We start from the raw sequence: 24,267 nt of genomic DNA on the forward strand, positions 1-24,267 counted from the left end.
TACTTATTTATTTTCCAAGCAATGTTTAGCCGCAATATAGCCAAATGTCATACCGGGTCCAAGCGTCGCACCTGGGCCTGGATAAGCTTCACCCATAATAGAAGCAGAACAGTTACCGCAAGCATATACACCTTTAATAGGGGTATCATCTTCTTTCAGAATACGACTGAATTTATCGATAACCACGCCGCCCTTTGTACCGATGTCTCCCGGGTATACTTTTAATGCGTAAAATGGTCCTTCATCAATTTTATCAAGATTTGGGTTAGCGAGCGTTGGGTCACCGTAATAGCGATCATGTGCAGATTCACCTCGTCCAAAATCAGCATCTTTACCTGTATCAACGAAACCATTAAAACGCTTGATTGTTGCCGTTAAATTACCATCTTGAATGGCCATTTTTTTCTCTAGTTCTGCAATTGAATCACCTGCTAAAACGACTTCATTGTCATAGTATGGTTGTGGGAAATCTTGGCCAGGAAACTGCCCAGCAAATAAATAGCGCTTTTTAGAACGCTTATCTAAAATAATCCATGAATGAATCGCTTTTTTATCTGTTGCAGCTTGATGTTTATACATAATATCGATAAATTCATGATAAGGTGTCGGCTCATTAATATAACGTTTACCATCTTGATCGACGATAATCATTCTTGGAATACCACGATCAGCTACAAGGAAAAATGGTCGACCTGTATGATCAATAATTGAGGGGGCACCCCAAACCTTATCCATTAAATCAAACTTAGCCCCCAATTTTTCTGCTGGTGTAATAATATCACCTGTTTGGCCAGGAGGTGCAGAAGACCAAGCCACATTTGTTGGGGAAGGTAGGAATTTTTCTCGGTAGGCGGCATTTTGTGAAAAGCCACCGGAACCTAATATCACACCACGGTTGGCTTTGATATTAAAGACTTTGCCATGTTTATCAATTGTAATACCAATAACACGATCACCCTCAAAAATAAAATCTTTGAACCCACTATTAACCCATAATTCACCGTCCAACTCTTTATAGGCTAAAGCTAGTCGACCGATTAAAGCTTGGCCGAGCGCGGCTAGTTCTTTACGTAGTACTAAATGCTGCATTAACCGCCAGCCTAGTGTTAGCGAGCGTATTTTCCCCGCCCAAGTTCGCGTAATCATGTTAACGCGAACGAAATCTTGTCCATTCATGACAAAACCTTTTGTATCCATTGCGGGTGGGCGCATAAGTATTTTCCAATCACCAAGTTTATTTAGATCGAAAATATCAGGCTCAATGGAACGACCATGACCTTTCCCACCAGGAAGGTTCGGGTAATAATCAGCATAATTTTTTGCGTAAGAAAAACGCATATACGGACTGGTGGTATGCATGAAATCAAGCATTTCAATACCACGTTTCAAGTAAGTTTCTTTGATGTCATCACTTACTCGATTTCCAATGGTTGAGTCTAGATACTTTTTGGCTTCGTCAAAAGAATCAGCTACCCCAGCTTCTTGTAAATAACGGTTATTGGGTACCCAAACGCCACCACCAGACAGTGCTGAAGCACCACCAAATGTTTTTTCTTTTTCAATAAGTAGTGTATGTAATCCTTCTTTTTGAGCTGTAATTGCAGCAGCAAAACCAGAAGCGCCAGAACCAACAACGATGACATCATATTCAAAATCCCACTCCATGATATAAATCCCCCTCTAATCAATTTAGTGAAATACCGATATATTCCCTTTAATGAAGATATACCCTATTTCAAACAGTATAATTAATATCTTCCTATTAATCAACTTGTAAAATAGAAGGGGGTATAAATTTTTTTTATACAATCGTTCTTTTGGATGAAATAATGATCGTTATTACGCGCAAAACTAAAAAGAATCAACTGTTATTGATAACAATATGTTTTGATTTAACATGTACAAAATGACAGTAATCACTTAATATAAAAGCACAATGATGATGAAGGAGGTGGCGAATTTGATGTTATTGAATGGACAATCATTGCAAATAGACCATTTTCCCAATGGTGAATTGCGTGTGTCTCCCGAAATATTAGAGCAGTTAGTAACAGCAAAAGACCAGATGCAATTGTTGACATTACGCTTTGAAACGAATGAAGATTTAGTAGTATTATTGTTGCTCTCCCAATGGTTAAGGGAGGAGGGCTTTAAATCACAAGCATTGTATATGCCATATATGCCGTATTCTCGCATGGATCGTAAAGTAGGACGGCATTTATTTTCGTTGCAATATATTACCTCTTTTATTAATGCGATGCACTTTGAAAAGGTGTATGTACTAGAGGCACATTCACAAGTAACATTAGCGTTAATAGACAATGTAATTTCATTGTCCTATGTCAATAAACTTGTTCAATTAGCGATGAATGATATGGGTTTTGATGAGCAATTAGATGTTATTGTCTTCCCAGATAAGGGAGCTGAAGAACGGTATCGAGGAGCCTTTCCAAGTAATTTCCGTATATTATACGGTGAAAAAATCCGTGATTTTGATACAGGAGAGGTATTAGAATTGAATGTAAAAGGCGATGGTAAAGCGATTAGGAAAGCTTTATCAGTGGATGATCTTGTCAGTCGAGGTACGACTTTTTTACAGCTAGCAAAAGCATGTGAAGCATTAGGAATTCACGATATCTCATTAGCAGTTACACATACAGAAAATAATTTATATAGTGGTACTTTCTTTCACCATATTACACGATTATATACGACGGATGCACTACAGCCTTTTTTAGAACAAGCATTAGTCCACCCACAAATTACAGTCTATGCGTTACCAGATATAAATGAGTTATACAATTAAAAAAGAGACCTTGGGAAAGTACCAAGGTCTCTTTTGATTTTATATTTGTGTTGCCAAAACATCATTTACTAATGCACGAACTTCATCAGTTGATTTTGTATTCATCAATTGATTGCGTAATTCTGCTGAACCACTAAATCCACGTACATAAATTTTAAAGAAACGATGTAAATGATTGTAGGGGCGCTGTGTTTCACCAGAATATTGTTCATATAGATCCAATTGTAATAACAGTAGATTTAAATAATCTGTGACACTGCGTTCGCTATCATCTTCACTGAAAGCGAATGGATTTGTGAAAATCCCACGGCCGATCATTACGCCATCTACTCCATATTTCTCAGCTAATGCCAAGCCAACTTTACGGTCTGGAATATCACCGTTAATGGTAATTTTAGTTTGTGGTGCAATTTCATCACGTAGGGCCATAATATCAGGAATCAATTCCCAATGTGCATCGACCTTACTCATTTCTCTACGTGTACGCAAGTGAATTGTTAGGTTGGCAATATCTTGTTTTAAGACATGTGTTAACCATTCACGCCACTCGCTCACTTCTGTATAACCTAAACGTGTTTTGACACTAATCGGTAATCCTCCAGCCTTAGCTGCTTGAATAATTTCAGCTGCGGTGTCAGGATGATTAATAAGACCTGACCCTTTACCGCGTGATGCCACATTAGCTACGGGACAACCCATATTTAAGTCAATCCCTTTAAAACCCATTTCTTTTAAGCCGATGCTCATTTCTCTAAACATTTCAGGCTTATTACCCCAAATATGTGCAACAAGTGGTTGCTCATCCTCAGTAAAGGTAAGTCGACCGCGTACACTGTAAATCCCTTCCGGATGGCAGAAGCTCTCTGTATTTGTAAATTCAGTGAAAAACACATCCGGACGACCTGCTTCAGCAATCACATGGCGGAATACAACATCCGTAACATCTTCCATCGGTGCCAATATAAAAAATGGCTTTGGTAAATCAAGCCAAAAATTGTCTTCATTCTTCATCGTCTAATCTTCTCCTCATACAACATTTATAGCGGATTAAATCATATACCCGACCTAAATAGTATCATTTTTTTCCTATGCTTGCACAGATTATTTCTTTTTAAACAATTAAAATCATAGCTCCATCATCCATCGTCCGCGTCAAAAAAGCATATAGTTTCACTACGAACAAGGAAATGCTCAAAAATATAGTCTAATAGGTAAGTAAATGAGGCCAACCGGTAAGTAAATCGAGCCAAGCGGTAAGTAAATCGAGTCAAGCGGTAAGTAACACCTGTATAAGTTAAGAAAATAACTTTAAAATCATACCTACGTCATTGTCCGTGTCAAAAAAGCATGATAACGAAAAATATAGCCGCGAAAAGGGGAGTAATCAAGGGAATATGCCAACCGGTAAGTAAATGGAGTCAAGCGGTAAGTAAACGGAGCCAACCGGTAAGTAAATCGAGTCAAGCGGTAAGTAACACCTGTATAAGTTAAGAAAATAACTTTAAAATCATACCTACGTCATTGTCCGTGTCAAAAAAGCATGATAACGAAAAATATCGCCGCGAAAAAGGGAGTAATCAAGGGAATAGGCCAAGCGGTAAGTAAATCGAGCCAAGCGGTAAGTAAATCGAGCCAAGCGGTAAGTAAATCGAGTCAAGCGGTAAGTAAATCGAGTCAAGCGGTAAGTAAATCGAGTCAAGCGGTAAGTAAATCGAGCCAAGCGGTAAGTAACACCTGTATAAGTTAAGAAAATAACTTTAAAATCATACCTACGTCATTGTCCGCGTCAAAAAAGCATGATAACGAAAAATATAGCCGCGAAAAGGGGAGTAATCAAGGGAATAGGCCAAGCGGTAAGTAAATGAGGCCAACCGGTAAGTAAACGGAGCCAACCGGTAAGTAAACGGAGCCAACCGGTAAGTAAACGGAGCCAAGCGGTAAGTAAACGGAGCCAACCGGTAAGTAAATCGAGTCAAGCGGTAAGTAAATCGAGTCAAGCGGTAAGTAAATGAGGCCAACCGATAAGTAAACGGAGCCAAGCGGTAAGTAAATGAGGCCAACCGGTAAGTAAATGAGGTCAAGCGGTAAGTAAATCGAGCCAAGCGGTAAGTAACACCTGTATAAGTTAAGAAAATAACTTTAAAATCATACCTACGTCATTGTCCGTGTCAAAAATAGCATGATAACGAAAAATATCGTCACGAAAAAGAGGATTAGCGCGGGTTTTAGGGAATATAAATAAAGCATAGGTTCCGGCTACAGGACCCTATGCTTTATTTTGGAAGTATGATGGTAGAGATTATTTAGTTAGATCGATAATTACTTTGATTGTATTTTGCATAGCGATTGCTTTATCAAACGCTTGTGATAATTGGTCCAATGGATATACGTCTGTCACCATTGTAGCAATATCAGTTTTTTTGTTGTTAATATGGTCGATAACTTTCAAAATATCTTCTGTTGTGTAACCACTTGCACCAAAGATGCGTAATTGTTTGCTCATAACTTGGGCAAGGCTAAACGGCACATCTGCTTTGTACACTGCAATAATCGCGATACGTGCATTTGGTTTCGCAATTTCCATTACTTCGTGAATAAGTGGAGGCGCGCCCGCAGTATCTACGAATCCATCAACATCCGGAATATCCATACCGTACATTTGAGTTTTTCCCACAAATTGATATAAGCCTTCAGCTAATGATTGTTTAGATGTATTCACTGTTTTAGCACCTAATAAACGTGCTTTTTCTAAACGGAATTCGTCAAGATCCACGACGATAACATTTTCGATACCTTCACCGATTAAACCAGCAGCTGCAGAAAGGCCAATTGGACCGGCTCCTAAAACGACAATTGTTTCGCCAACTTTAGGGCTGATACTGAATGCACCGTGGAATCCAACGCTCATAGGTTCCATTAGTACACCTTCTTCAGGTGTTACTGTTTCAGCAAATTCAAACACATTATAGTTTAAAGCTGCATCTTCAATAAGAACATATTGGGAGAAGCCACCCACTTCTAATGAGAAGAATACACCTGCTTTTTTAGCGGTGATTGGGTTAATCCCAACGCGCATACCTACTTTAACATCAGTAACGTCAGCGCCGACTTCAATTACCTCGCCATAAAATTCATGACCGAATTCTTGACCATAGCGAATCCCCATTTGATCAGAGCCCGCTTTTACAATATTAATATCAGTACCGCAAATCCCACTGCGTAAATTTTGTACAATCACATCTTTCGGACCGGCTTTCGGCATCTCTTTTTCTTCGATACGGACATCATTTTGACCGTAGTAAATTCCAGCCTTGTTCATTTTAAATTCCTCATTTCCTCTTTTTTTCTACAGTCACATCGTAATAAATAACGTGGGAATGAGCAATGAACAGTTTAAAACAATGCGTAAAATATACTACAAAACAGTTGAATATGTCGTTTAATTAATCAATGATAGACGTTTTTCGCATAGGATTAAGCTTCACAATTTGAGTGGCAAGATAAGAAGGCGAGTATTTTAAATCGCTTGCTAGCCACATTGAGATGGTACCAATCAATGCGGAACTAAAATACCAAAAAGCGATATCTTTTTCGACTTGATCCGCTTCTAAAGCTTTAAATTGATTGTCATTTACTTCTGTTGCCATGACCATGAAGTTTCGAATAAGTTCGTGGAAAAGGGTCGTAAAGTAAGGAACACTTTTTGAAACGAGTAATGAACGGAATATTTTGTGCTTAGCGCCAATAAAGGTTAAAAACTCTTCCATTATATGAAGTTCTATTTGCAAGGAGATGGTTTCATTTTTTTGTTTGTTAAATATATGCTCGATGGAGATAAATAACTCATCGATGAAACTCTCGATAAAATCCTCCATATTTTGATAATGAAGATAAAAAGTTACACGGTTAATTTCTGCAGCAGCTGTCAAAGCATTAACAGAAATTTTATCAAAAGGTTTTTCTTCCAACAATTCAACAAAAGCATGATTTAATAATTTTTTTGTTCTTTTTATCCGTAAATCAGTTTGTTCGATAGTCATGCATGTCTCTCCATTTCGCAAGTTAATAATATAAAAACCATAACATGAATCGAGGTAATTAAACAAAAAATGAGGCTGAACAAATAGGTCATCTACCTTTTTTAGGGTTCGCAACAAAAAACCGAAACTGCGTCACACAGCGCAATTTCGGTTTTTCTTATACTCAGATTGGACCATGTTTTTATACATAAGTCTCAGCCGTATCAGTAAGTAATTTCAATTTAAATGATAATTACCCTTTTAATGGAAATAAATAGAATAAAAAAAGCCTTTACTAGAAGGTTTAATATTTAACATGTAGTCGATTATCATGATCTGACGCGTTGTTTACGCATCCACTGTGTAGCTACCCATTTCACACCTTGAATGACCGGAGCACCAGCATGTAATGATAAATCATTTAATTGTTGGTCGCTATAGAAGTATTCGAAATAAACAGCGGAACCCTTTTTAGGTGTTACGGAAACATTTACTTTTGGGAAGGTTGTTTCGCCGCCTTCTTCTACATCGTTTAAGTACATGATGAGTGTACTAATACGGTTATTATTGGCCGCCTTACTTGTTGAAGCGAAAAAGTCATAGTGAGCTTTATACTCTTGACCAGGTTTATACTGAAGGATTTGAAGCCCTTCTGCATGTTCGATTGGTATATTCATAATAGAAGAAACTCTTTTTTCAATTAAAGCAACAACATCATTTTCATTCTCTTCAAAAAACATGCTACTGCTCGTACGTTGTTGATCAACTTCGCGTGTTGCACCAATTTTTGAACGTTGCAATTTGTCTTCTGATAATTTAATGAGCGCATCGCATTCCTCAAAGCTGAGTACATTATCCAGGACTACGATTAATGGTTCTTCAAATTTAGAAACAATTGTAATATCTCTATCAGTACTTATGGTAGGTCCTACATGATCAAATAGTGTTTGCTCTTTCTTGTCCGTCTTCAACGGCTAACCACCTTTTAACTATATTTTATTTTCAAAAAATACCCATCTAGCCATTTTTTTACATGATATTAATTTTAATTTATTTTAGCATACTCTAATTTTATTTGGATACATTTTTTTGAAAAATATTAGTTATTTGAGGAAAAGTATTTTAATAAGATGAAATGAGCGGAGATCTGATAAGTGACATAGCTAATCTATGACTTAATGAGTAATTGATTATAATGGAATTTTACCTGCAACATAGCCACCGTCTACTGGAATAACGATGCCATTAATTTGTTTAGATAAATCACTACATAAAAATAGTACAGCATTTCCTGAATCTTCGGGTAATGACATCGTACTATTCGAGGGCTTTTTGTACCCAATCTTCTAGTGCGGCTGATTTAGTAATACCGATAATGACATGTTTGGATGTAACGTAGGCAGCCATAGTTGTCACACCCTCTAATCCAGCACCAGAAGCAATATTGATGATTGAACCATCATCTGTTTTTTGATCGTATGCTTCATACAGTAAAATGTTCCGTATATAAGGAGTCAGCATCCAATTTAGTAAGAAGAGATCCAGTTTCAAAACAGGTCTCTTCCTTGATCTCGGTCACGATTATTTTCGCGCCTTGTCTTACTGATAGCAGAACTAGCTGCCGTAATAAAACTTCCACATGAGGGGGATGGATGGTAGTCAAATATTACCATGTGAAAAGCGCTGTTCAATTTGTTGAAAACAGTGCATACTTAAGATAGATACTTTTTTATGGAGGTAATACAATGCAAGTATGCGATAAATGTCAAAAATCCTTTGCGGAGGATCAAATGATAGAGACCGATCATTTCCGTGGTGAAGAACTTAAACACTATTGTGATCACTGTTTTCTTGAAGGTGCTCGTACTGGTTTTCATGACGAAGAATTAGATTGTCACTGCGGTGAAAAACTTGTATTAGAGCAGCCAGATGCTGAAGTGCTAGATTTGGCAAAAGAGGGTGATATTCTTTTTTACAGCTGTAAAAAAATTGTCGATGCTAGAAAAGCAGGGAATTTTGAATTAGCTGAAGCTTTAAGTGATATACATGAAACAGTTGGTTTATATGTTACGCAAGCAAGTGCTGAATACGAGTAAAGAAAACGACCATGTATAGGGTCGTTTTTCTATAGTGAAAAAACATTTCGGTATTCGGAATAAGTTGTTTATTATTCTCTGAAAAAGATGTACTCTAATTATAGTAGATTAATTCCGAACAGAGTAAAACATGATTTGGGGAATGGAGATCTGAATTGGCACAAACAATTAGTACAAAGGGCAAGTTAAGTTTATTTCATTTAACTTGGCCCATTTTTTTAGAGTTTTTCTTATTTATGTTAATGGGTTTAGCTGATACATTTATGCTGAGCGCAGTATCGGACCAAGCAGTTGCAGGGGTGGGGACTGCAAACCAATATATCCAAATTGCAATCTTACTATTAGGTGTTGTTGGGACAGGTGCATCCATTGTCGTGTCACAATATATCGGTGCGCGAAAAATGTTCGAAGCGACAAAAATTGCTGCACTATCGGTGACTTTAAATTTGGTAATGGGATTAATAATGAGTGGCTTATTCATCTTGTTATCGAAGCAAATGATGAAGCTAATGAATTTACAAGGTGAAGTACTACAATTTGCGCAGAGTTATCTAGCAATTGTCGGTGGGTTTTTATTTTTCCAAGCACTTATTACTACAGTGGCAGCAATTATTCGTGTGCAAGGCTGGACTAAGCAAGCGATGTTTGTATCTTTAGGGATGAATATCCTTCATCTATTATTAAATTATGTACTGATTTTCGGTCATTTTGGTTTTCCTAAAATGGGTGTTGAAGGCGCAGCCTGGTCATCGGTAATTAGCCGAGCAGTGGCGGCAATCGTCTTCATTTGGTTACTTACAAGGGCGTTAGAAGTGAAGGTGCAATTGAAAAATTTCATTACTTGGTCCAATGAGTTTGTTGGTAAAATATTGCGCATCGGTATTCCAGCAGCTTTTGAACAAATTTTATATCAATTCGCACAAATTGTCTTACTTTATTATGTCACGTATCTAGGGACGGAATCATTAACAGCCCGTCAATATGCCATGAATATTTCGATGTTAATCTATTTATTTGCGATGGCAATTGGGACTGGAACAGCAATTATTATTGGACGATATGTTGGCGCAAGGGAGACCGAGCATGCGTATAAACAAGTGTGGTCAAGCTTGCGAGCAGCGCTAGCTGTTTCCGTTGTGATGGTCATTATTGTCATCATTTTCCGCAATCAATTGATGGGGTTATTTACAGATAATGACGAAATTATAAAAATTGGAGCAAGTGTTTTAGCCTTGAGTTTCTTATTAGAAACAGGAAGAACAATTAATATTACAATTATTAATTCATTGCGCGCATCAGGTGATGCACGCTTTCCTGTGAAAATAGGTTTTATATCAATGATTTGTATTTGTTTACCAGTAGGCTATGTCCTTGTTTTCGTTATGGATCTTGGATTAATAGGTGTTTGGTTAGCTATCGCATTAGATGAATGGCTACGAGCAATCCTCGTATTATTTCGCTGGAAAAGCCGTAAGTGGCAACGTTTTGCACTTGTACCATCCTCAAAAGAATGAAATAAGTATAGTTGCTTCATGCTATTTTAAAACAGTCAGTGTTCGGGCGTTTACCGAACACTGACTGTTTAGTTTTGTACAGATACACATAATATTTTATATGTGCCTTATTAACGTCACGACTATTTTTAATACTAAAGGCCGGTTATGTAATCATTCGCACAGTAAATTTGATCAACGCATAAAAAGTATAGGGATGGCTAAGGAAGCAAATAGTATAACGTTCATATGTACCAAAGAATGTAGTCGTTCATAATTTGTTCATATGTGTTGTATATACTCCTAGTAACAAAAAAACACATCTTATTATTAGATGTCTAACTAAAAAATTGACAGCGTTATTTGTGTATCGTATCATTAGTTAGAAATCTAACGAATAGAAAGAAGTGGTCATATGTCAAAAACTAATTATCAATTTCAAATAAGAAATATTGGTCATATTATGAAGCAACTCGGTGATCAAAAATTAGAACAATATGGCCTCACTTCTGAACAGGGGCATGTAGTGGGTTATTTGGTTGGTCATATGGAAGAGAATATCACGCAAAAAGAGTTAGAAAAAGTATTTCAACGGAAAGCCTCTACCATTTCAAGTATTGTAACAAATTTAGAAAAAAATAATTTTGTTCAAAGAAAGATTGATCCAACAGATGAACGGCGAAAAATTATTCAACCATTACAAAGAGCAATTGATGTAACGCTGGAGTATGAAGTGTTTTTTGAGGATTTAGAAGTGGGTATGGCACAGGGCTTTTCAACGCAAGAAAAAGTAGAATTATCTCAACTACTAGAACGAACTATTATCAATTTAACACAGATGAAACGTTGAATTATTCAATGTTTCACCACTATATAGTTAGATATCTAACTAATTGGAAGGATGATTTTTATGAACGCGAACTACTATTTTGAGAAAGCATCAATCCCGAAGGCAGTGATGCATTTTTCGCTGCCAATGATTATAGGGATGTCTGTCAGCATCATTTATACTTTGCTAAATGCCTTTTTTATCGGATTGTTACATGATTCGGTTATGATAACAGCAATCACATTAACATTACCGGTGTTCGCTCTATTAATGGCGCTGGGAAATCTTATTGGAGTCGGTGGAGGTACATTTATTTCACGATTATTCGGTGAGAAAAAATTCACTAAAATGAAGGAAGTATCTTCATTTTCATTCTATGCCTCTATTGTTTTGGGGATAATAACGATGATCATCGGTGTACTATTTATCGATGGTATTACAAGAGGTTTAGGTGCAAGTTCTGATGCATTTATCTACACCAAGCAATATGTTTTAGTGATGATTTTAGGTGCACCCTTCTTTATTTTAAATTTTTCGCTAGAACAAATTGTACGTTCTGAAGGGGCTGCAGTCGTATCAATGATTGGCATGTTTGTCAGTGTAATCATCAATTTGGCATTAGATCCACTCTTTATTTTTGTCTTTCATTGGGGTGTACCCGGTGTTGCAGTTGCCACATTAATCGGTAATATGGGGGCAGTCATCTATTATGCAATGTATATTGTAAGAAAGAGTGAACTATTGACTTTTTCTTGGCACTTCTTGAAAATAGAAAAATCAGTTGTGCAAGAAATCGTGAAAATTGGTATTCCAGTGGCACTTATGAGTGCATTAATGGGTGTAACCGCTTTAATATTTATGAATTATGCGGCGTTATATGGCGACAATGCAGTGGCTTCCTATGGCATCTCTCAACGTATATTACAATTACCAGAACTCATTATCATGGGGCTTTGTGAAGGTGTAATCCCATTAATTGCCTATAATTTCACAGCAAATAAAAAACGTATGTCTGCAGCGATTAAGTTTACAAGTCTCGTTGTAGGAACGCTAGCAACGCTCTTTGCGATCATCGCATTCTTTGTAGGTAATCATGTTATTGGGTTATTCACTATTGATCCAGATGTGATTGAATTAGGTAGCTATGTTATCAAAGTTATTTTTATTTCATTATTTATTACAGGATTTACGAGTTTAATGATTGGTATTTTCCAAGCGACTGGCCAGGGAAAAGCAGCGCTCACTATGTCCTTGTCTCAAGGCTTAGCGATGATTCCAGTATTGATTATTGCCAACCATTACTTTGATTTTCATGGAGTGATATGGGCAATTGTTATAGGGGATGTTATCACTTTTGTCATCGGTATATCAGTACTCTATGTTTTAAGGAATAAATTGACGGTATCAAAGGACTTCGAATTTGAAGGTTAATATAATAGAGGAAAGTATGATTATCTACTAATCATAGAGAGGCATTAGATGCGTTCGCAACTGAACGCATGCTAATGTCTTTTTTATGCGGTAAACAAGATATACAACTATTATTGCCATAAAATGGACACAAAATAATTTGTAATGCAAACGGTTCCAATTATTTATTAGTTGATTTCACTATTACGGCAGTGTATTATACTTTAAGTGAAGTACTCTAATTAGAGTATATATTGAAAAGCAGAGGAGATAAACAACTTGAAATTTAAAGAATTCATGAAAACAAAAGGGGCAATCGGAGCAATTTTTATGGCAGTATTTTATGCTGTAGCGATGCTGGGTATTTTCTTATCAGGTTATACAGCGATTCCGGGAAATATGGATGAGCTAAAAATTGCGTTAGTAAATGATGATCAAGGTGACGCAGGTAAAAATATTGCTAAAGAATTAAATAAGAGTCTACCATTTAAAACAATTGAAAGTGATATAACGAATAAAGAAGCAATGAATAAACTAGAAAAAAATGATTTAGCATTAGTTATTCATATTCCAGAGAACTTTTCTTCAAATGCTAAAAAAGGTAAAACTGCAAACATTGATTATACAGTGAATGAAGCATCCGCAACGATGGTGTCATCATCAATGTCAGCAGTAGTGAATCAAATTAATAATCAATTAAGTGCTAACTTCTCAGAACAAACAGCTAAAGGTATTTTAATGAACTTTAACTTGCCAGAAGAACAAGCTGAAGAGATGTCTAAACAAATTGAAAATAGTTATGTAGGTAATTATAAAGTAATGAATGATGTACCAGATGGTATGCATCATAATATGTTGGCTATGTTCTTAACGATGGCTTGTTACGTCGGAGCGATGATTGGTTCTATGTTATTAGTCGGTTCGTTTAAAGCAAGTCGTGGTAAAGCATCAAAAACAAAATTATTTGTCTATGTACAACTTGCAGCAATTCTTGTTGGTGTCATTTCAGGTATTTGTGCAATCGGTATTGGTATGGCATTTACTCAAGCTGATTTATCACTATTAATTCCAGCATTTGCGCAACAAATTTTACTTTATTGGGTAGCCTTTAACTTTACTGCCATCCCAACATTTTTCCTTGGTGAAGGGGGTATGATTCTTAATATTCCAGTCTTACTTGTACAAACAATTGCGAATGGCGCAACAATGCCACGCGATATGATGTATCCAGTATTCGAATGGATTAGTTATATTACACCAATGTACTATTCTGTCCAATCTTATTTTGCTATGTTCTATGGTTCAATAGGGTCACTCCAATTTATTTGGAAGCTAGCGTTAGTAGGGGTTGTTGCTATGGTAATTAATATTCTAATCGTACGTTTCATCCACAAACCATTGCCAGTTGATCCAAAACCAGAAGTGAAAAAAGAAGAAAAGAAAAAAGCTGAAGCTACTGTCTAATTATGGTAAGATAAGACGGAATAATGGCGTCTTATAAAACATGTGATGAAAGTAGGGATTGTTACATCATGTCAATTCAAATTTTTATTTTAAGTAAATTAATGGCTGAGAATAACTATCCATATAAGTTAAAAAAAGAATTATCTTCACCTATCCCATTTGATGAGATGGGAAAATTAACGGAAAGTAAACTGTATTATCATTTCGATTCACTTTTGAAGCAAGGGCTTGTCGAAACAGTGGAAGTTATTCATGAATTGAATCGACCAGATAAACAAATTTTTAGTATTACAGATGAAGGTCGAAAACAGCTGCCACTAAAAATGTATGAACTTTTCACAAAAGCAAATAATTTAGGTGAAATGATTGTCGGTCTTGTCTATATTGAATTTGTCGATCGTCAAAAGGTGATTGAGATATTTGAAAATCGCTTGAAGCAACATGAGGAGAAATTAGATAAAATGATTTCGATCTATGCCAAGATGAAAGAAAAAGACCAGCAAAGACCCGTTGTTATGTATTATAATGACTATTTTAAAGACAAAATGGACCGAGAAACTTATTGGCTACGAACGTTAATTGAAGGGTTAAAAACTAAAAAATATTAAAGAAAGGGCCTATTCAGCTTGTGTGACTGAATAGGCTTTTTTGTACGAATCAATAAATGAATGAATCATTCATATTATTGATTTGATCGATGAACAAGAGAGAGTATTTTCTTTATATTGACAATACAACAAATGAAATATAGTATTAATAGTCCTGCAATCAATTTGATTGTGAGGGAACTTAAACAGTTCATTCTTAAATGAGAAGAGGATGAAAGATTTGAATAAAGAACAATTAGTAGCAAGTGCACGCAGCATGAAATCAAAAGCGTATATTCCATACTCGAATTTTCCAGTAGGTGCGGCATTATTATTATCAGATGGTAAAGTCATTAATGGTGTCAATGTTGAAAATGTGTCATTGGGAGCAACAAATTGTGCAGAACGTACAGCGGTCTTTACGGCTGTTGCAGAAGGATATAAAAAAGGTGATTTTGCAGCTATTGCCATTGCAGGTGATACGGCAGATTATTTACCACCATGTAGTATTTGCAGACAGGTATTAGCCGAATTTTGTTTACCCGATATGCCTGTATACTTAACAAATGCCAACGAAGAAATTTTAACCTTAACTTTAAAAGAACTATTACCATATGCTTTTACAGATTTAGAAATGTAAGGTAGCAAAAAGCGCAACTTGGATTATTCCAGTTAGCGCTTTTTTTGTGGTTTTATTAGAGAGGTTGGCGTATCGAAACAATTCATGTTTTAGATATTTGGACATAGCGAAAGCTTTCCGCCGACAGTATCTCACTCTTTATTTTAATCATGATGAATAGATCTCAAGCTAGACATAAAAATCGAAGAAATAGCATCTAGTTCTCCTAATGGTCGTTCCGTTTATTGGACTTTAGACAAGCTACGCCATACCGTTCACATTGAGATTTTAAATAGTTGTGCTTTTTGTTATGTATGTTACCTATAACAGAGCACAATGCCAACAATTCATACACTGGAAATGAACCGATCTTTTCACCAAGGACAGTATTCATTCGAAACAAACGAATAGAATAGTGTAGAATCAGCATGGAACAATACAAAATTAACAGAGCCTGGGACAGAACAAAAATAGTATGTCTCCCATACGAATCATCAAATCAATTGAACGCGTTTTTCGAAGCGGACATGGCTTGAAATGAAAAATCCCGTATGATTTCTAAAAATCATACGGGATTTTTTCTGTTGAAAATACGTTTGTCTCAGGCTCTTTTATAGTTATTCTTTTGTGAAGATAAAAAATGCATAGCGTGTCGTTACAATAAGCGTGACAAGCGAAGCAATCGTCAACTCGAATAGTACTAAAAAATCTAAGAATGGTAGTTTTAGAACACTATTTGCTAAATGAGCGGCAATAGCTGTGATGACTAGTGGAAACGTAAATGCAGCAAAACTTGGATAAAACTGTAGTTTCCATAGGTTTGATAAAAAATACAAAGCGACTAAATAGAGCGCTTGACTTATTACAAAAGCTATAGCAACAATTGTTGTAGAATGTTCGTCTGTAATCGTAATATAACCGGCCAAACATAACGATGTGGGCGCGGTTAAAATCGTTAATAAAGGGAAATGTGGTTTTTCATCATAGGCAGTCTTTATTACACGGTATAAAATAAGTGGTAATAATATGCTGTAGTTTATGATGGCGATATAGAAAAAGATCGTCCCGATTACATCATTAAAAATAGGGGAAGTGAATGTTATAACACCTATTCCTATAAATGTTATAAACCAACTGGGATAGAGACTATTAATTGTTAATTGGCGTGTGAAAACAAAACGGAAGGCAAAATATACCATCAATGCTACATGTAAGATGACACCAAAATACCAGAGTGTAGTGGCAAAACCAGTGATGGTTTCAAATTGATGTAAAAAGGTAGCAATACCAAAAATAGACATCGTATAGGTTGGTGCTACAGAAGCAATCATTGGATTATTCATATCGATTAAGATTTGACGGAAATCCAAAATAATGCGACATGATAGCAAGAGCAATAAGACAATCGCAAACCAAGCTAACAGGGTCCCAACATCCTTAGCACCCTGTTGTAAAAAGTAGTTCGCTAATGAAATGATTGCTAAAATTAATCCACCCATTGGTATGGGTATTTTCTTAATAAAAGTCATGTGAATTATCCTTTTCTTTCTTATATCTGGGTCGTTGAAACATTGTACATGATAAAATAGATTTTTACTATCTTATAATTAAAAATAAATAAATTGGCATAATAATGGGTATAAATAGAGTAATAGTATATGATACAATCTGACAAATTACACCATTTGGTAAAAAGGAGTGTGAGCGACTATGAAGGATAAACCGGTCAGAAAAAAACGTCTAATTCAACTAGTGGGGTTGCTCGTTCTTATTATAGCAACGATTCTTTTGTCCACTGGTTTTTTAGAAAGAACATCCGATTCAAAGGAAATTTCATCTACAACGATTGATTATGGAGACAGTGACAATCAAAATTTCAAAATGTATAAACCTTCTAATACCAGCAAGAAAAAAACACCCGTTGTTTTATATATTCATGGTGGAGGCTGGGAAGCGGGGGACAAGTCAAATGTCTCTGAAAAACCTAGTTACTTTACGAGTAAAGGTTATACGTTTATTTCGATGAATTACCGCCTTTCACCGATTGCTGATTACGCAGAAATGGCTGATGATGTAGCACATGTTGTGAAATGGATAAATGACCATGCGGATGACCACCAATTTGATATGGAGCAATTAACTTTAATGGGGCATTCGGCAGGTGGTCATTTAGCGATGTTGATTACGATGGACGATCAATATTTGAAGCGTGTAGCTTTACCGCAGAGTATCGTTCATTCTCTTATAAATATTGAAGGACCAGTCGATATAGGACAATTTATTGAGCAAATACCATCGTATGAACAATTTTTCGGTAGTAATCAACAAGATTGGGAGAAGGCTTCGCCGATTCATTATACTGAGCAGAAAAATTTACCACCCATGCTCTTTATCGCACATCAAGATGATGCAAATGATTCATTTATTAAGAAAATGACAGCATCTGGTAACCAAGTGTTTTTATACACTGCAGTGTCGACAAGTCATAGTGATCTAACAAAAGTTTTGGCGACTACAAGTAGCGATGAAGCAATTAGCATGACAAAAGCGTTAACAAAATTTCTGCAAGATACAAAATAGTATGTCACAAGAATGGCGCCCCTTGTCATTCTTTTTTTAATGAAATCAACTACTAGACAACTAGATGAAAATCGATTATGATAAAGTGGATAATTATTATCCACGATGAGATAGATAAAAGAAAAGGTGATGAGCAATATGCAAATGAAGACAGGCGTTGAGCAATCACTCTACGCAATCTTGCTATTAAATATGTTACCTGATAAGGCCGTGTTACCAGCAGAAGCAATAAGCACACAATTACGTACATCTCAAAGTTATTTTCAAAAAATGTTACGTAAATTAGTTAGTGCAGACTTAATACAATCGGTACCTGGGATAAAAGGTGGTTTTAAGCTCAAAAAAAAACCACAGAATATACGTGTTTATGATATATATGTTGCCATTGAAGGACAGCAATCTTTGTATACGGCGAGTGGTGTCTTAGATGATATGCTCGATTTAGATGGTGATGACTATACATGCTTGATGACGAATGTTATGCATGAAGCAGAAAATAGTTGGCAGCAAGTGCTTAAGCGTGAAACAGTTGCATCTATTTATGCTGACATTGAAGAACAATTTAATCCGAAAATACAGCAATTAAAGATATGGTTAGAAGAACATATGGTACGCAAATAATAGGGGGGTGTGCATCATGGGAAACTTACAACAACATGAAGGGTTTAATAGAACTTTTCAAGAACATAAATTAACGCTTGGCCTTGCATTTCCTTTAGAAGCCTATGAAGGGAATTTTGCGCAGATGGATCTTACTGAACAAATCACTTTAGCGCAGCGGGCAGAAGAATTAAATTTTGCAGCATTATTCATACGTGACACACCACTTTTTGATGAGCATTTTAGCGATGCAGGAGCCATGTATGATCCATGGGTATTTTTGAGCTATATTGCTGCGAAAACACAAAAAATCGCTTTAGGTGCAGCGAGTATTATTACGACATTACGTCATCCCTTGCATCTAGCAAAATCAGCAGCATCACTCGATAAAATATCAAATAATCGCTTTCTTTTTGGTGCAGCGACAGGGGATCGTAAAATAGAATTTCCAGCATTTAAAGTTGATTATGAGAAGCGCAGTGAACTATTTCGCGAATCGCTTGAAGTAATGCGTGAAGCATGGAATCAAAATATGCAACCAATCCATACGGCTCGTGTTACTATGCAAGAAGGTAATTTATATCCGAAACCAAACCATGGGACAATTCCAGTTTTAGGAACCGGTTATTCTGGGCAAACACTTGAATGGTTAGCTGACAATATGGATGGCTGGTTATTTTATCCACAAAATATCAATAGCCAACGTGAATTAGTAGCTAAATGGCATGCTACAACGCCTCATTTCAAGCCCTTTGGACAAATGCTCATGCTTGATTTATCGGATAGACCAAATGAAGCACCAAAGCAAATTGAACGCGGTATTCGTACAGGGCGTACCTTTTTAATTGATTATTTATATGCGATGCAAGATATTGGTGTCAACCATATTACGCTCGCATTGAAAAATAGTAAAAGACCAGTAAGTGAAGTAATAGAAGAACTTGGACAATATGTCGTGCCAAAATTTAAAGCGCATAAATAATAGATGAAAAGGAAGATGACAAATGATTAAAGGTATTTCAAGAATTAATGAATTAGCTAAAAAACAAAAAACAGAAGGTTTAACAAACGCTGAAAAAGTAGAACAACAAGTATTACGTGAAGATTATTTACGTGAAATTCGTGGTCAGGTATTGAATACAATAACCAATGTTAAAGTAATGGATCCATTAGGTAATGATGTAACACCAGCGAAAATCCAAAATGGTTTATCAGGTTTCAACTAGCGGAGAGGAAGTAGCAACATGACAGATTATTTAGTAAAAGCGATGGCATTTAATGACCAAGTACGAGCATATGCTGTTAATTCGACTCTTACAGTAGGCGAAGCAAGTCGTCGCCATCGTACAGTAGCAGCCACTTCAGATGCAATGGGTCGCTCGATGACCATTGGCGTTATGTTAGGTGCTATGTTAAAAGGCGAAGAACAAATTATGGTGAAAATCGATGGGGGTGGGCCAATCGGCAAAATCTTAGTCGATGCCAATGCGAGAGGTGGCGTTCGGGGTTTTGTTACGCATCCTAAACCGAGCATTACAAAAACCTTAATTGGCGACCATGCGGTTAAAGAAGTAGTAGGTACAAATGGTCTACTAACGGTAACAAAAGATATTGGTTTAAAACAACCACATATTGGTTATGTACCGATTGAATCCGGCGATATCGTTGAAGATTTCAATGCGTATATTACGAATTCAGAGCAGGCATTATCTACAGTTAGCGTAGGTGTACAGGTGAATAACGATGATACAATACTTGCTGCAGGTGGCTTCATCGTACAGTTAATGCCAAGTGCGCCGCGCCATTTAATCGCAGAGATTAATGCTAAAATGGCGACATTGCCAACGATGACAACAATGGTCGGTCGTGGTTTATCTCCAGAGGAATTATTACAAGAAATATTAAGTGATGGCGATGTACGAATTTTAGATAAAATGGCTATTCAATTTGAATGCCAATGTTCTCGTGAACGTATGGAAAATGCCATTAAAAGTTTGGGTAGCGCTGAAATAGCAGATATGATTGCTACAGATGGTCAAGCTTCAGGAAACTGTCATTTCTGTAATGAAGATTATCATTTCACAAAAGAACAATTACAAGAACTATTATAAACAAAAAAACGTTGCAGATTTGCAACGTTTTTTGTTTGAATATACAGGAGAATCAATAATGGTTTCTTCCTATATAATGTCAGGGTGAAAAAGAGTATTATAGTGAATATCTAGAAAATAGCATCTTTGTGATAAATAAGCTAACATGGACGTATGCTTTTTGTATAATAGTATTATTTCATTACACTATTTCCCATAAAAATAAATTATTGCCTGATTGTGGTGAGATTTCGAGTTAATTCGTAGTAAACCACTTATAATTATCAAGAACCTGTTGACCAATGTATGTATTTTATAGATAATTACACTATTGATAAAAGAGATGAGGGACTCAAATATGTTTGCAGCGATAAATGGTACAAAATTATATTTTGATATTGAAGGTTCTGGTTATATACCCGTAGGACCCAAAATGGTAAAAAAACCAGTTTTAGTAGCGGTACATGGTGGACCGGGGAGCGATCATTCCGATTTTAAGCCTTTCTTAACACCGTTATCTGAAATCTACCAGATTGTTTATTTAGATCAACGCAGTAATGGCCAATCTGAACGCGTAGACCCAGCAACTTGTACATTCGATCAATTGGCGGATGATATCGAAGCCTTACGTCTTTATTTGGGATTAGAAAAAATTAGTGTTTTAGGGCATTCCTTTGGTGGCATGATTGCGCAAGTATACGCGACAAGTTATCCTGAATCAGTGGATAAATTATTATTAGTTAATACGGCACCAAGTTATGATTTTTATCGAGAGGCGAAGGAATTTGCTTCTCGAGTAGGCCGACCAGAGCAAATTGCTAAAATACCAGAACTATTCGAAGGTAATATTCGTGATGATGACCATTTGGAAGAATGGTGGACGGTGTGCTGGGATTTATATTGGCATGATTATCAAGATGATATTGGTGGCGACACGGGTAGCCGTCCAATCGGTTCGTTAGATGTTTGTAACTATACGTTTAAACATTTGATGCCCCTATATGATGTGCGTGCTAAATTACCGGCATTAAAAATGCCAACTTTAATTGTGACTGGTCGTCATGATTGGATTACACCTTTAACACAAGGCGAAGTCATGCATGACCTCATTCCAAATAGTGAACTAGCTATTTTTGAGAAAAGTGGTCATATGCCATTTATTGAAGAACAACAGATGTTTTTGACAACTGTGCGTGAATTTTTATCGAGAGGTCTTTAATATGGAAAATTGGCTAAAATGGCAACGGAGTAGAGAAGCAGCACTAGTTGGTCCTTTAGGTGATGTTTCACTGATTGCGATGCATGATATTACCCAGGAAATAAAAGTGGCAGAAATCTCTGGTATATGGTCACCAACAGCAGTAAATGATACAGGTTTACAGGTAGAGGCCAATGAAGAAGATGCCTTGTTTATACAAGGTGAAGCACTTATAGGACGCTATTCTATAGTTGCGGATGAGACAATTGTGACGGATGATCAGGGGCATTCAGCAATGGCAACAAGCCAACCTGAATCGAATCATCTTTTAGCAATTTGGGATGAAAATTGTGAAGCACTTCAACGATTTGAAGCATTGGAACATTTTGATTATAATGAACAGTTGATTGTTGAAGGCCATTTTGTGAAAGATGAAGAGCAACAAACTTTCACTTTTACACATACATCTGATGACCAGTCCTTACAAGGACGTAATCACGTATCACCGGGAGTAATCATGATGACGTTAGATGGACAAGAATATCGCTTACGTCCTTTTGCAGCTGAAGATTATTATATTGTTGTATTTCGTGATGCAACAAGTGGTGTGGAAAGTTATGAGATGGGTAGAATGTTAGTTGTGAAACCAGCTATGGATGGTTCAGTAACACTTGACTTTAACTATGCATTTTTACCACCATGTGCTAGTTCACATCATTTTAATTGTCCGATGCCGCCATTTAGTAATCGCTTTACTGCGAAAATAAATGCAGGGGAAAAAAATATTCGTTGGGCTATAAAATAATCGTATAAATAGATGCGTAAGGGGAGAGAAAATCATGTTTAAAAAAAGTAAAAAAATGATAGTAACAGTGGTTATTATGGCGATGGTACTTGTGTTAGCAGCTTGTGGTGGGAACGACAAGGATGCTGCGAAGGAAAAAGGAAAGAGCAGCGACAAAAACGTTGTTAATATTGGCGTAACACATGCACCAAGTAATATTAATCCGCTACAACCGGTTGGCTTAGTATCGACATATGTCTCGAATTTATTATTCCTACCATTGGTGGATTTGGATGCGGATTTGAATTATAAACCGATGCTAGCTGATTCGATTTCAACGAAGGACAATAAAGCCTTCACAATTAAGTTAAATAAAGATGCAAAATGGACAAATGGTAAGGATATTACAGCAGATGATGTTATTTTTACATTGGAATTAATGTCGAATGAAACAGTTGCTTCAAACTATGCCTATATGTTTGGTATTGTTGATGGACTGGATGATGCCGGCTATTTGGAAAAAGGTAAAAAAACTATCTCAGGCGTAGCTAAAATTGATGACAAAACAGTACAAATTACAACGAAAAAACCAACTACTTTAACGATTTTCCAAGATACAGTTGGTCGTTACTTACTAACTTTGCCAAAATCAGAACTTGAAAAAATGGATGTTGCTGAAGTGAATAAAAGTGATTTCATGCAAAAGCCATCTGTGACATCGGGTCCTTTCACTATTTCAAAAATCGATCGTGATCATTTTGTAGAGATGCTACCAAACAAAGATTATTTCAAAGGCGCGTCTAAATTAGAACAGTTGAATTTCAAAGTATTAGCAGGTAATCAAATCGCTTCTCAAATGAAGAGTGGTGAAATTGATATGAATATTCCTTCTGCTGGTGTCATTCCAGTAGCAGATTATAAATTAGTGAAGAATTTAGATACAATGTCGACATCGTATGGTGAACCACTTGCGACACAGTTTATGTATATTAATGAAAAGGTCGTTGGCGATGCAAAACAACGTCAAGCCATTTCATACGCTATGAACCGTAAGATGATTGTCGATAGCTTGCTAGAAGGCGCAGGAGAAGTGACGGATGGCTTCTTTACGAGCATTAGCCCGTACCTCAATGACAAAGTGAAACCGGTAGCCTATGATGCAGAAAAAGCAAAAACACTATTAAGTGAATCAAAATGGGATTCAAACAAAACTTTAAATTTATCGGTTTTATCAGGGGATGCAACATTAGAACAAGCAGCAAACATTATTTCTGAAAATTTAAATGCTGTAGGTGTTAAAACAAAAATTCAAATGATGGACCTAGGAACACTATTGGATAAAATCGTTAGTGGTAAATATGATTTATCTGTATTAACGGTATCGATTACACCAATTAATCCATTGCCAGATCTTGCATTTTTCCTTGGTGAAGGAAACCCAAATTATTATGCAAATAAACGTGTCAATGAAATTTTAAAAGCATTATCTACTGAAATAAATGAAGCGAAAATTAATGCTTTATACGGTGAATTACAAGAAATTACTGCACAGGACGTGCCGATGCCATCTATTTACGCAACAAAAGCATTAGGTGCTGTTAATAAACGTGTTAAAGGCGCAACACCGAGCGATTTCGGAATGTTTATTAACGTCAATGAATGGACAGTAAAATAATTGAATGAATAATAAGG

The 24,267-nt window shown here is 36.3% G+C and carries 25 protein-coding genes; 17 read left to right on the forward strand and 8 right to left on the reverse strand.

Features of this window, described 5'->3' with window-relative positions; translation table 11 throughout:
* Positions 1–3: 3 nt before the first annotated feature.
* Positions 4–1,665 (reverse strand): FAD-dependent oxidoreductase, encoded by a 1,662-nt coding sequence (locus DEX24_RS12135; RefSeq protein ID WP_109306673.1) that lies wholly within the window; start codon positions 1,663–1,665, stop codon positions 4–6.
* A gap of 277 nt (positions 1,666–1,942) precedes the next feature.
* Between DEX24_RS12135 and DEX24_RS12140 the strand changes: the two genes are divergently transcribed.
* Positions 1,943–2,806 carry a ribose-phosphate pyrophosphokinase-like domain-containing protein gene (locus DEX24_RS12140; protein WP_281288195.1) on the forward strand — a complete coding sequence of 288 codons (864 nt, stop codon included), beginning with the start codon at positions 1,943–1,945 and terminating at the stop codon, positions 2,804–2,806.
* 39 nt (positions 2,807–2,845) lie between these two features.
* On the opposite strand, the gene DEX24_RS12145 is transcribed toward DEX24_RS12140, so the two are convergent.
* A complete protein-coding gene (locus DEX24_RS12145) occupies positions 2,846–3,817 on the reverse strand; it encodes a tRNA dihydrouridine synthase (RefSeq protein ID WP_109306675.1) in 972 nt (323 codons plus the stop codon).
* 529 nt (positions 3,818–4,346) lie between these two features.
* Here DEX24_RS12145 and DEX24_RS17035 point away from each other — a divergent pair.
* The gene (locus tag DEX24_RS17035; RefSeq protein WP_146192992.1) at positions 4,347–4,553 is read left to right on the forward strand and encodes a hypothetical protein; all 207 of its coding nucleotides are present in this window, start codon (positions 4,347–4,349) and stop codon (positions 4,551–4,553) included.
* Between the two features lie 552 nt (positions 4,554–5,105).
* Here DEX24_RS17035 and DEX24_RS12150 read toward each other — a convergent pair.
* From DEX24_RS12150 to DEX24_RS12170, 5 genes are all read right to left on the reverse strand, one after another.
* A complete protein-coding gene (locus tag DEX24_RS12150; RefSeq protein ID WP_109306676.1) occupies positions 5,106–6,125 on the reverse strand; it encodes a zinc-dependent alcohol dehydrogenase in 1,020 nt (339 codons plus the stop codon).
* Between the two features lie 124 nt (positions 6,126–6,249).
* Positions 6,250–6,846 carry a TetR/AcrR family transcriptional regulator gene (locus DEX24_RS12155; RefSeq protein WP_109306677.1) on the reverse strand — a complete coding sequence of 199 codons (597 nt, stop codon included), beginning with the start codon at positions 6,844–6,846 and terminating at the stop codon, positions 6,250–6,252.
* Between the two features lie 308 nt (positions 6,847–7,154).
* Positions 7,155–7,796: a 2OG-Fe(II) oxygenase gene (locus DEX24_RS12160; RefSeq protein WP_109306678.1), complete on the reverse strand. Its 642-nt coding sequence runs from the start codon at positions 7,794–7,796 to the stop codon at positions 7,155–7,157.
* Positions 7,797–8,015: 219 nt separating this feature from the next.
* Positions 8,016–8,138, reverse strand: coding sequence for an SDR family oxidoreductase (locus DEX24_RS12165; protein WP_109306679.1), 123 nt, complete (start codon positions 8,136–8,138; stop codon positions 8,016–8,018).
* A gap of 4 nt (positions 8,139–8,142) precedes the next feature.
* Positions 8,143–8,376 carry an SDR family NAD(P)-dependent oxidoreductase gene (locus tag DEX24_RS12170; protein WP_246131490.1) on the reverse strand — a complete coding sequence of 78 codons (234 nt, stop codon included), beginning with the start codon at positions 8,374–8,376 and terminating at the stop codon, positions 8,143–8,145.
* Positions 8,377–8,615: 239 nt separating this feature from the next.
* Here DEX24_RS12170 and DEX24_RS12175 point away from each other — a divergent pair, with 239 nt between their 5' ends.
* The 7 genes from DEX24_RS12175 (at position 8,616) to DEX24_RS12205 (ending at position 15,344) form a co-directional block, all read left to right on the forward strand.
* Positions 8,616–8,921, forward strand: a complete 306-nt coding sequence (locus DEX24_RS12175) for a hypothetical protein (RefSeq protein WP_146192993.1) — start codon at positions 8,616–8,618, stop codon at positions 8,919–8,921.
* A 155-nt stretch (positions 8,922–9,076) separates the two neighbouring features.
* The gene (locus tag DEX24_RS12180; RefSeq protein ID WP_246131493.1) at positions 9,077–10,435 is read left to right on the forward strand and encodes an MATE family efflux transporter; all 1,359 of its coding nucleotides are present in this window, start codon (positions 9,077–9,079) and stop codon (positions 10,433–10,435) included.
* A gap of 394 nt (positions 10,436–10,829) precedes the next feature.
* A complete protein-coding gene (locus DEX24_RS12185) occupies positions 10,830–11,264 on the forward strand; it encodes a MarR family winged helix-turn-helix transcriptional regulator (RefSeq protein WP_109306681.1) in 435 nt (144 codons plus the stop codon).
* A gap of 60 nt (positions 11,265–11,324) precedes the next feature.
* Positions 11,325–12,674, forward strand: coding sequence for an MATE family efflux transporter (locus DEX24_RS12190; RefSeq protein WP_146192994.1), 1,350 nt, complete (start codon positions 11,325–11,327; stop codon positions 12,672–12,674).
* Between the two features lie 258 nt (positions 12,675–12,932).
* Positions 12,933–14,117: a YhgE/Pip domain-containing protein gene (locus DEX24_RS12195; RefSeq protein ID WP_109306683.1), complete on the forward strand. Its 1,185-nt coding sequence runs from the start codon at positions 12,933–12,935 to the stop codon at positions 14,115–14,117.
* 68 nt (positions 14,118–14,185) lie between these two features.
* A complete protein-coding gene (locus DEX24_RS12200) occupies positions 14,186–14,725 on the forward strand; it encodes a PadR family transcriptional regulator (RefSeq protein ID WP_109306684.1) in 540 nt (179 codons plus the stop codon).
* Between the two features lie 211 nt (positions 14,726–14,936).
* Positions 14,937–15,344, forward strand: coding sequence for a cytidine deaminase (locus DEX24_RS12205; RefSeq protein ID WP_170112936.1), 408 nt, complete (start codon positions 14,937–14,939; stop codon positions 15,342–15,344).
* Between the two features lie 596 nt (positions 15,345–15,940).
* On the opposite strand, the gene DEX24_RS12210 is transcribed toward DEX24_RS12205, so the two are convergent.
* Positions 15,941–16,852 carry a TDT family transporter gene (locus DEX24_RS12210; RefSeq protein ID WP_109306685.1) on the reverse strand — a complete coding sequence of 304 codons (912 nt, stop codon included), beginning with the start codon at positions 16,850–16,852 and terminating at the stop codon, positions 15,941–15,943.
* 181 nt (positions 16,853–17,033) lie between these two features.
* Here DEX24_RS12210 and DEX24_RS12215 point away from each other — a divergent pair, with 181 nt between their 5' ends.
* The 8 genes from DEX24_RS12215 to DEX24_RS12250 all read left to right on the forward strand — a co-directional run bounded on the left by DEX24_RS12215 (position 17,034) and on the right by DEX24_RS12250 (position 24,250).
* Positions 17,034–17,903, forward strand: coding sequence for an alpha/beta hydrolase (locus tag DEX24_RS12215; RefSeq protein WP_109306686.1), 870 nt, complete (start codon positions 17,034–17,036; stop codon positions 17,901–17,903).
* 138 nt (positions 17,904–18,041) lie between these two features.
* Positions 18,042–18,524: an RrF2 family transcriptional regulator gene (locus DEX24_RS12220; RefSeq protein ID WP_109306687.1), complete on the forward strand. Its 483-nt coding sequence runs from the start codon at positions 18,042–18,044 to the stop codon at positions 18,522–18,524.
* A gap of 16 nt (positions 18,525–18,540) precedes the next feature.
* The gene (locus DEX24_RS12225) at positions 18,541–19,485 is read left to right on the forward strand and encodes an LLM class oxidoreductase (protein WP_109306688.1); all 945 of its coding nucleotides are present in this window, start codon (positions 18,541–18,543) and stop codon (positions 19,483–19,485) included.
* Positions 19,486–19,507: 22 nt separating this feature from the next.
* Positions 19,508–19,729 (forward strand): DUF896 domain-containing protein, encoded by a 222-nt coding sequence (locus tag DEX24_RS12230; RefSeq protein WP_109306689.1) that lies wholly within the window; start codon positions 19,508–19,510, stop codon positions 19,727–19,729.
* Between the two features lie 18 nt (positions 19,730–19,747).
* A complete protein-coding gene (gene hslO / locus DEX24_RS12235) occupies positions 19,748–20,614 on the forward strand; it encodes an Hsp33 family molecular chaperone HslO (RefSeq protein ID WP_109306690.1) in 867 nt (288 codons plus the stop codon).
* Positions 20,615–20,951: 337 nt separating this feature from the next.
* Positions 20,952–21,812 carry an alpha/beta fold hydrolase gene (locus DEX24_RS12240; protein WP_170112937.1) on the forward strand — a complete coding sequence of 287 codons (861 nt, stop codon included), beginning with the start codon at positions 20,952–20,954 and terminating at the stop codon, positions 21,810–21,812.
* A gap of 1 nt (position 21,813) precedes the next feature.
* Positions 21,814–22,596 (forward strand): DUF1684 domain-containing protein, encoded by a 783-nt coding sequence (locus DEX24_RS12245; RefSeq protein ID WP_109306692.1) that lies wholly within the window; start codon positions 21,814–21,816, stop codon positions 22,594–22,596.
* 34 nt (positions 22,597–22,630) lie between these two features.
* Positions 22,631–24,250 (forward strand): ABC transporter substrate-binding protein, encoded by a 1,620-nt coding sequence (locus DEX24_RS12250; protein WP_109306693.1) that lies wholly within the window; start codon positions 22,631–22,633, stop codon positions 24,248–24,250.
* The last annotated feature ends 17 nt before the right edge of the window (positions 24,251–24,267 follow it).

Origin of the sequence: Kurthia sibirica (genome assembly GCF_003143975.1) — a bacterium.
Classification (GTDB): Bacteria; Bacillota; Bacilli; order Bacillales_A; family Planococcaceae; genus Kurthia; species Kurthia sibirica.

Bases quoted from the DNA above. Each gene is read 5' to 3' on its own strand.
- DEX24_RS12150 (WP_109306676.1), bottom strand. From the start codon at position 6,125: ATGAACAAGGCTGGAATTTACTACGGTCAAAATGATGTCCGTATCGAA.
- DEX24_RS12155 (WP_109306677.1), bottom strand. From the start codon at position 6,846: ATGACTATCGAACAAACTGATTTACGGATAAAAAGAACAAAAAAATTA.
- DEX24_RS12225 (WP_109306688.1), top strand. From the start codon at position 18,541: ATGGGAAACTTACAACAACATGAAGGGTTTAATAGAACTTTTCAAGAA.
- DEX24_RS12205 (WP_170112936.1), top strand. From the start codon at position 14,937: ATGAAAGATTTGAATAAAGAACAATTAGTAGCAAGTGCACGCAGCATG.
- DEX24_RS12165 (WP_109306679.1), bottom strand. From the start codon at position 8,138: ATGTCATTACCCGAAGATTCAGGAAATGCTGTACTATTTTTATGTAGT.
- DEX24_RS12230 (WP_109306689.1), top strand. From the start codon at position 19,508: ATGATTAAAGGTATTTCAAGAATTAATGAATTAGCTAAAAAACAAAAA.
- DEX24_RS12220 (WP_109306687.1), top strand. From the start codon at position 18,042: ATGCAAATGAAGACAGGCGTTGAGCAATCACTCTACGCAATCTTGCTA.
- DEX24_RS12210 (WP_109306685.1), bottom strand. From the start codon at position 16,852: ATGACTTTTATTAAGAAAATACCCATACCAATGGGTGGATTAATTTTA.
- DEX24_RS12135 (WP_109306673.1), bottom strand. From the start codon at position 1,665: ATGGAGTGGGATTTTGAATATGATGTCATCGTTGTTGGTTCTGGCGCT.
- DEX24_RS12240 (WP_170112937.1), top strand. From the start codon at position 20,952: ATGTTTGCAGCGATAAATGGTACAAAATTATATTTTGATATTGAAGGT.
- DEX24_RS12250 (WP_109306693.1), top strand. From the start codon at position 22,631: ATGTTTAAAAAAAGTAAAAAAATGATAGTAACAGTGGTTATTATGGCG.
- DEX24_RS12145 (WP_109306675.1), bottom strand. From the start codon at position 3,817: ATGAAGAATGAAGACAATTTTTGGCTTGATTTACCAAAGCCATTTTTT.
- DEX24_RS12190 (WP_146192994.1), top strand. From the start codon at position 11,325: ATGAACGCGAACTACTATTTTGAGAAAGCATCAATCCCGAAGGCAGTG.
- DEX24_RS12140 (WP_281288195.1), top strand. From the start codon at position 1,943: ATGAAGGAGGTGGCGAATTTGATGTTATTGAATGGACAATCATTGCAA.
- DEX24_RS12185 (WP_109306681.1), top strand. From the start codon at position 10,830: ATGTCAAAAACTAATTATCAATTTCAAATAAGAAATATTGGTCATATT.
- DEX24_RS12215 (WP_109306686.1), top strand. From the start codon at position 17,034: ATGAAGGATAAACCGGTCAGAAAAAAACGTCTAATTCAACTAGTGGGG.
- DEX24_RS12245 (WP_109306692.1), top strand. From the start codon at position 21,814: ATGGAAAATTGGCTAAAATGGCAACGGAGTAGAGAAGCAGCACTAGTT.
- hslO (WP_109306690.1), top strand. From the start codon at position 19,748: ATGACAGATTATTTAGTAAAAGCGATGGCATTTAATGACCAAGTACGA.
- DEX24_RS12200 (WP_109306684.1), top strand. From the start codon at position 14,186: ATGTCAATTCAAATTTTTATTTTAAGTAAATTAATGGCTGAGAATAAC.
- DEX24_RS17035 (WP_146192992.1), top strand. From the start codon at position 4,347: ATGATAACGAAAAATATCGCCGCGAAAAAGGGAGTAATCAAGGGAATA.
- DEX24_RS12175 (WP_146192993.1), top strand. From the start codon at position 8,616: ATGATAGAGACCGATCATTTCCGTGGTGAAGAACTTAAACACTATTGT.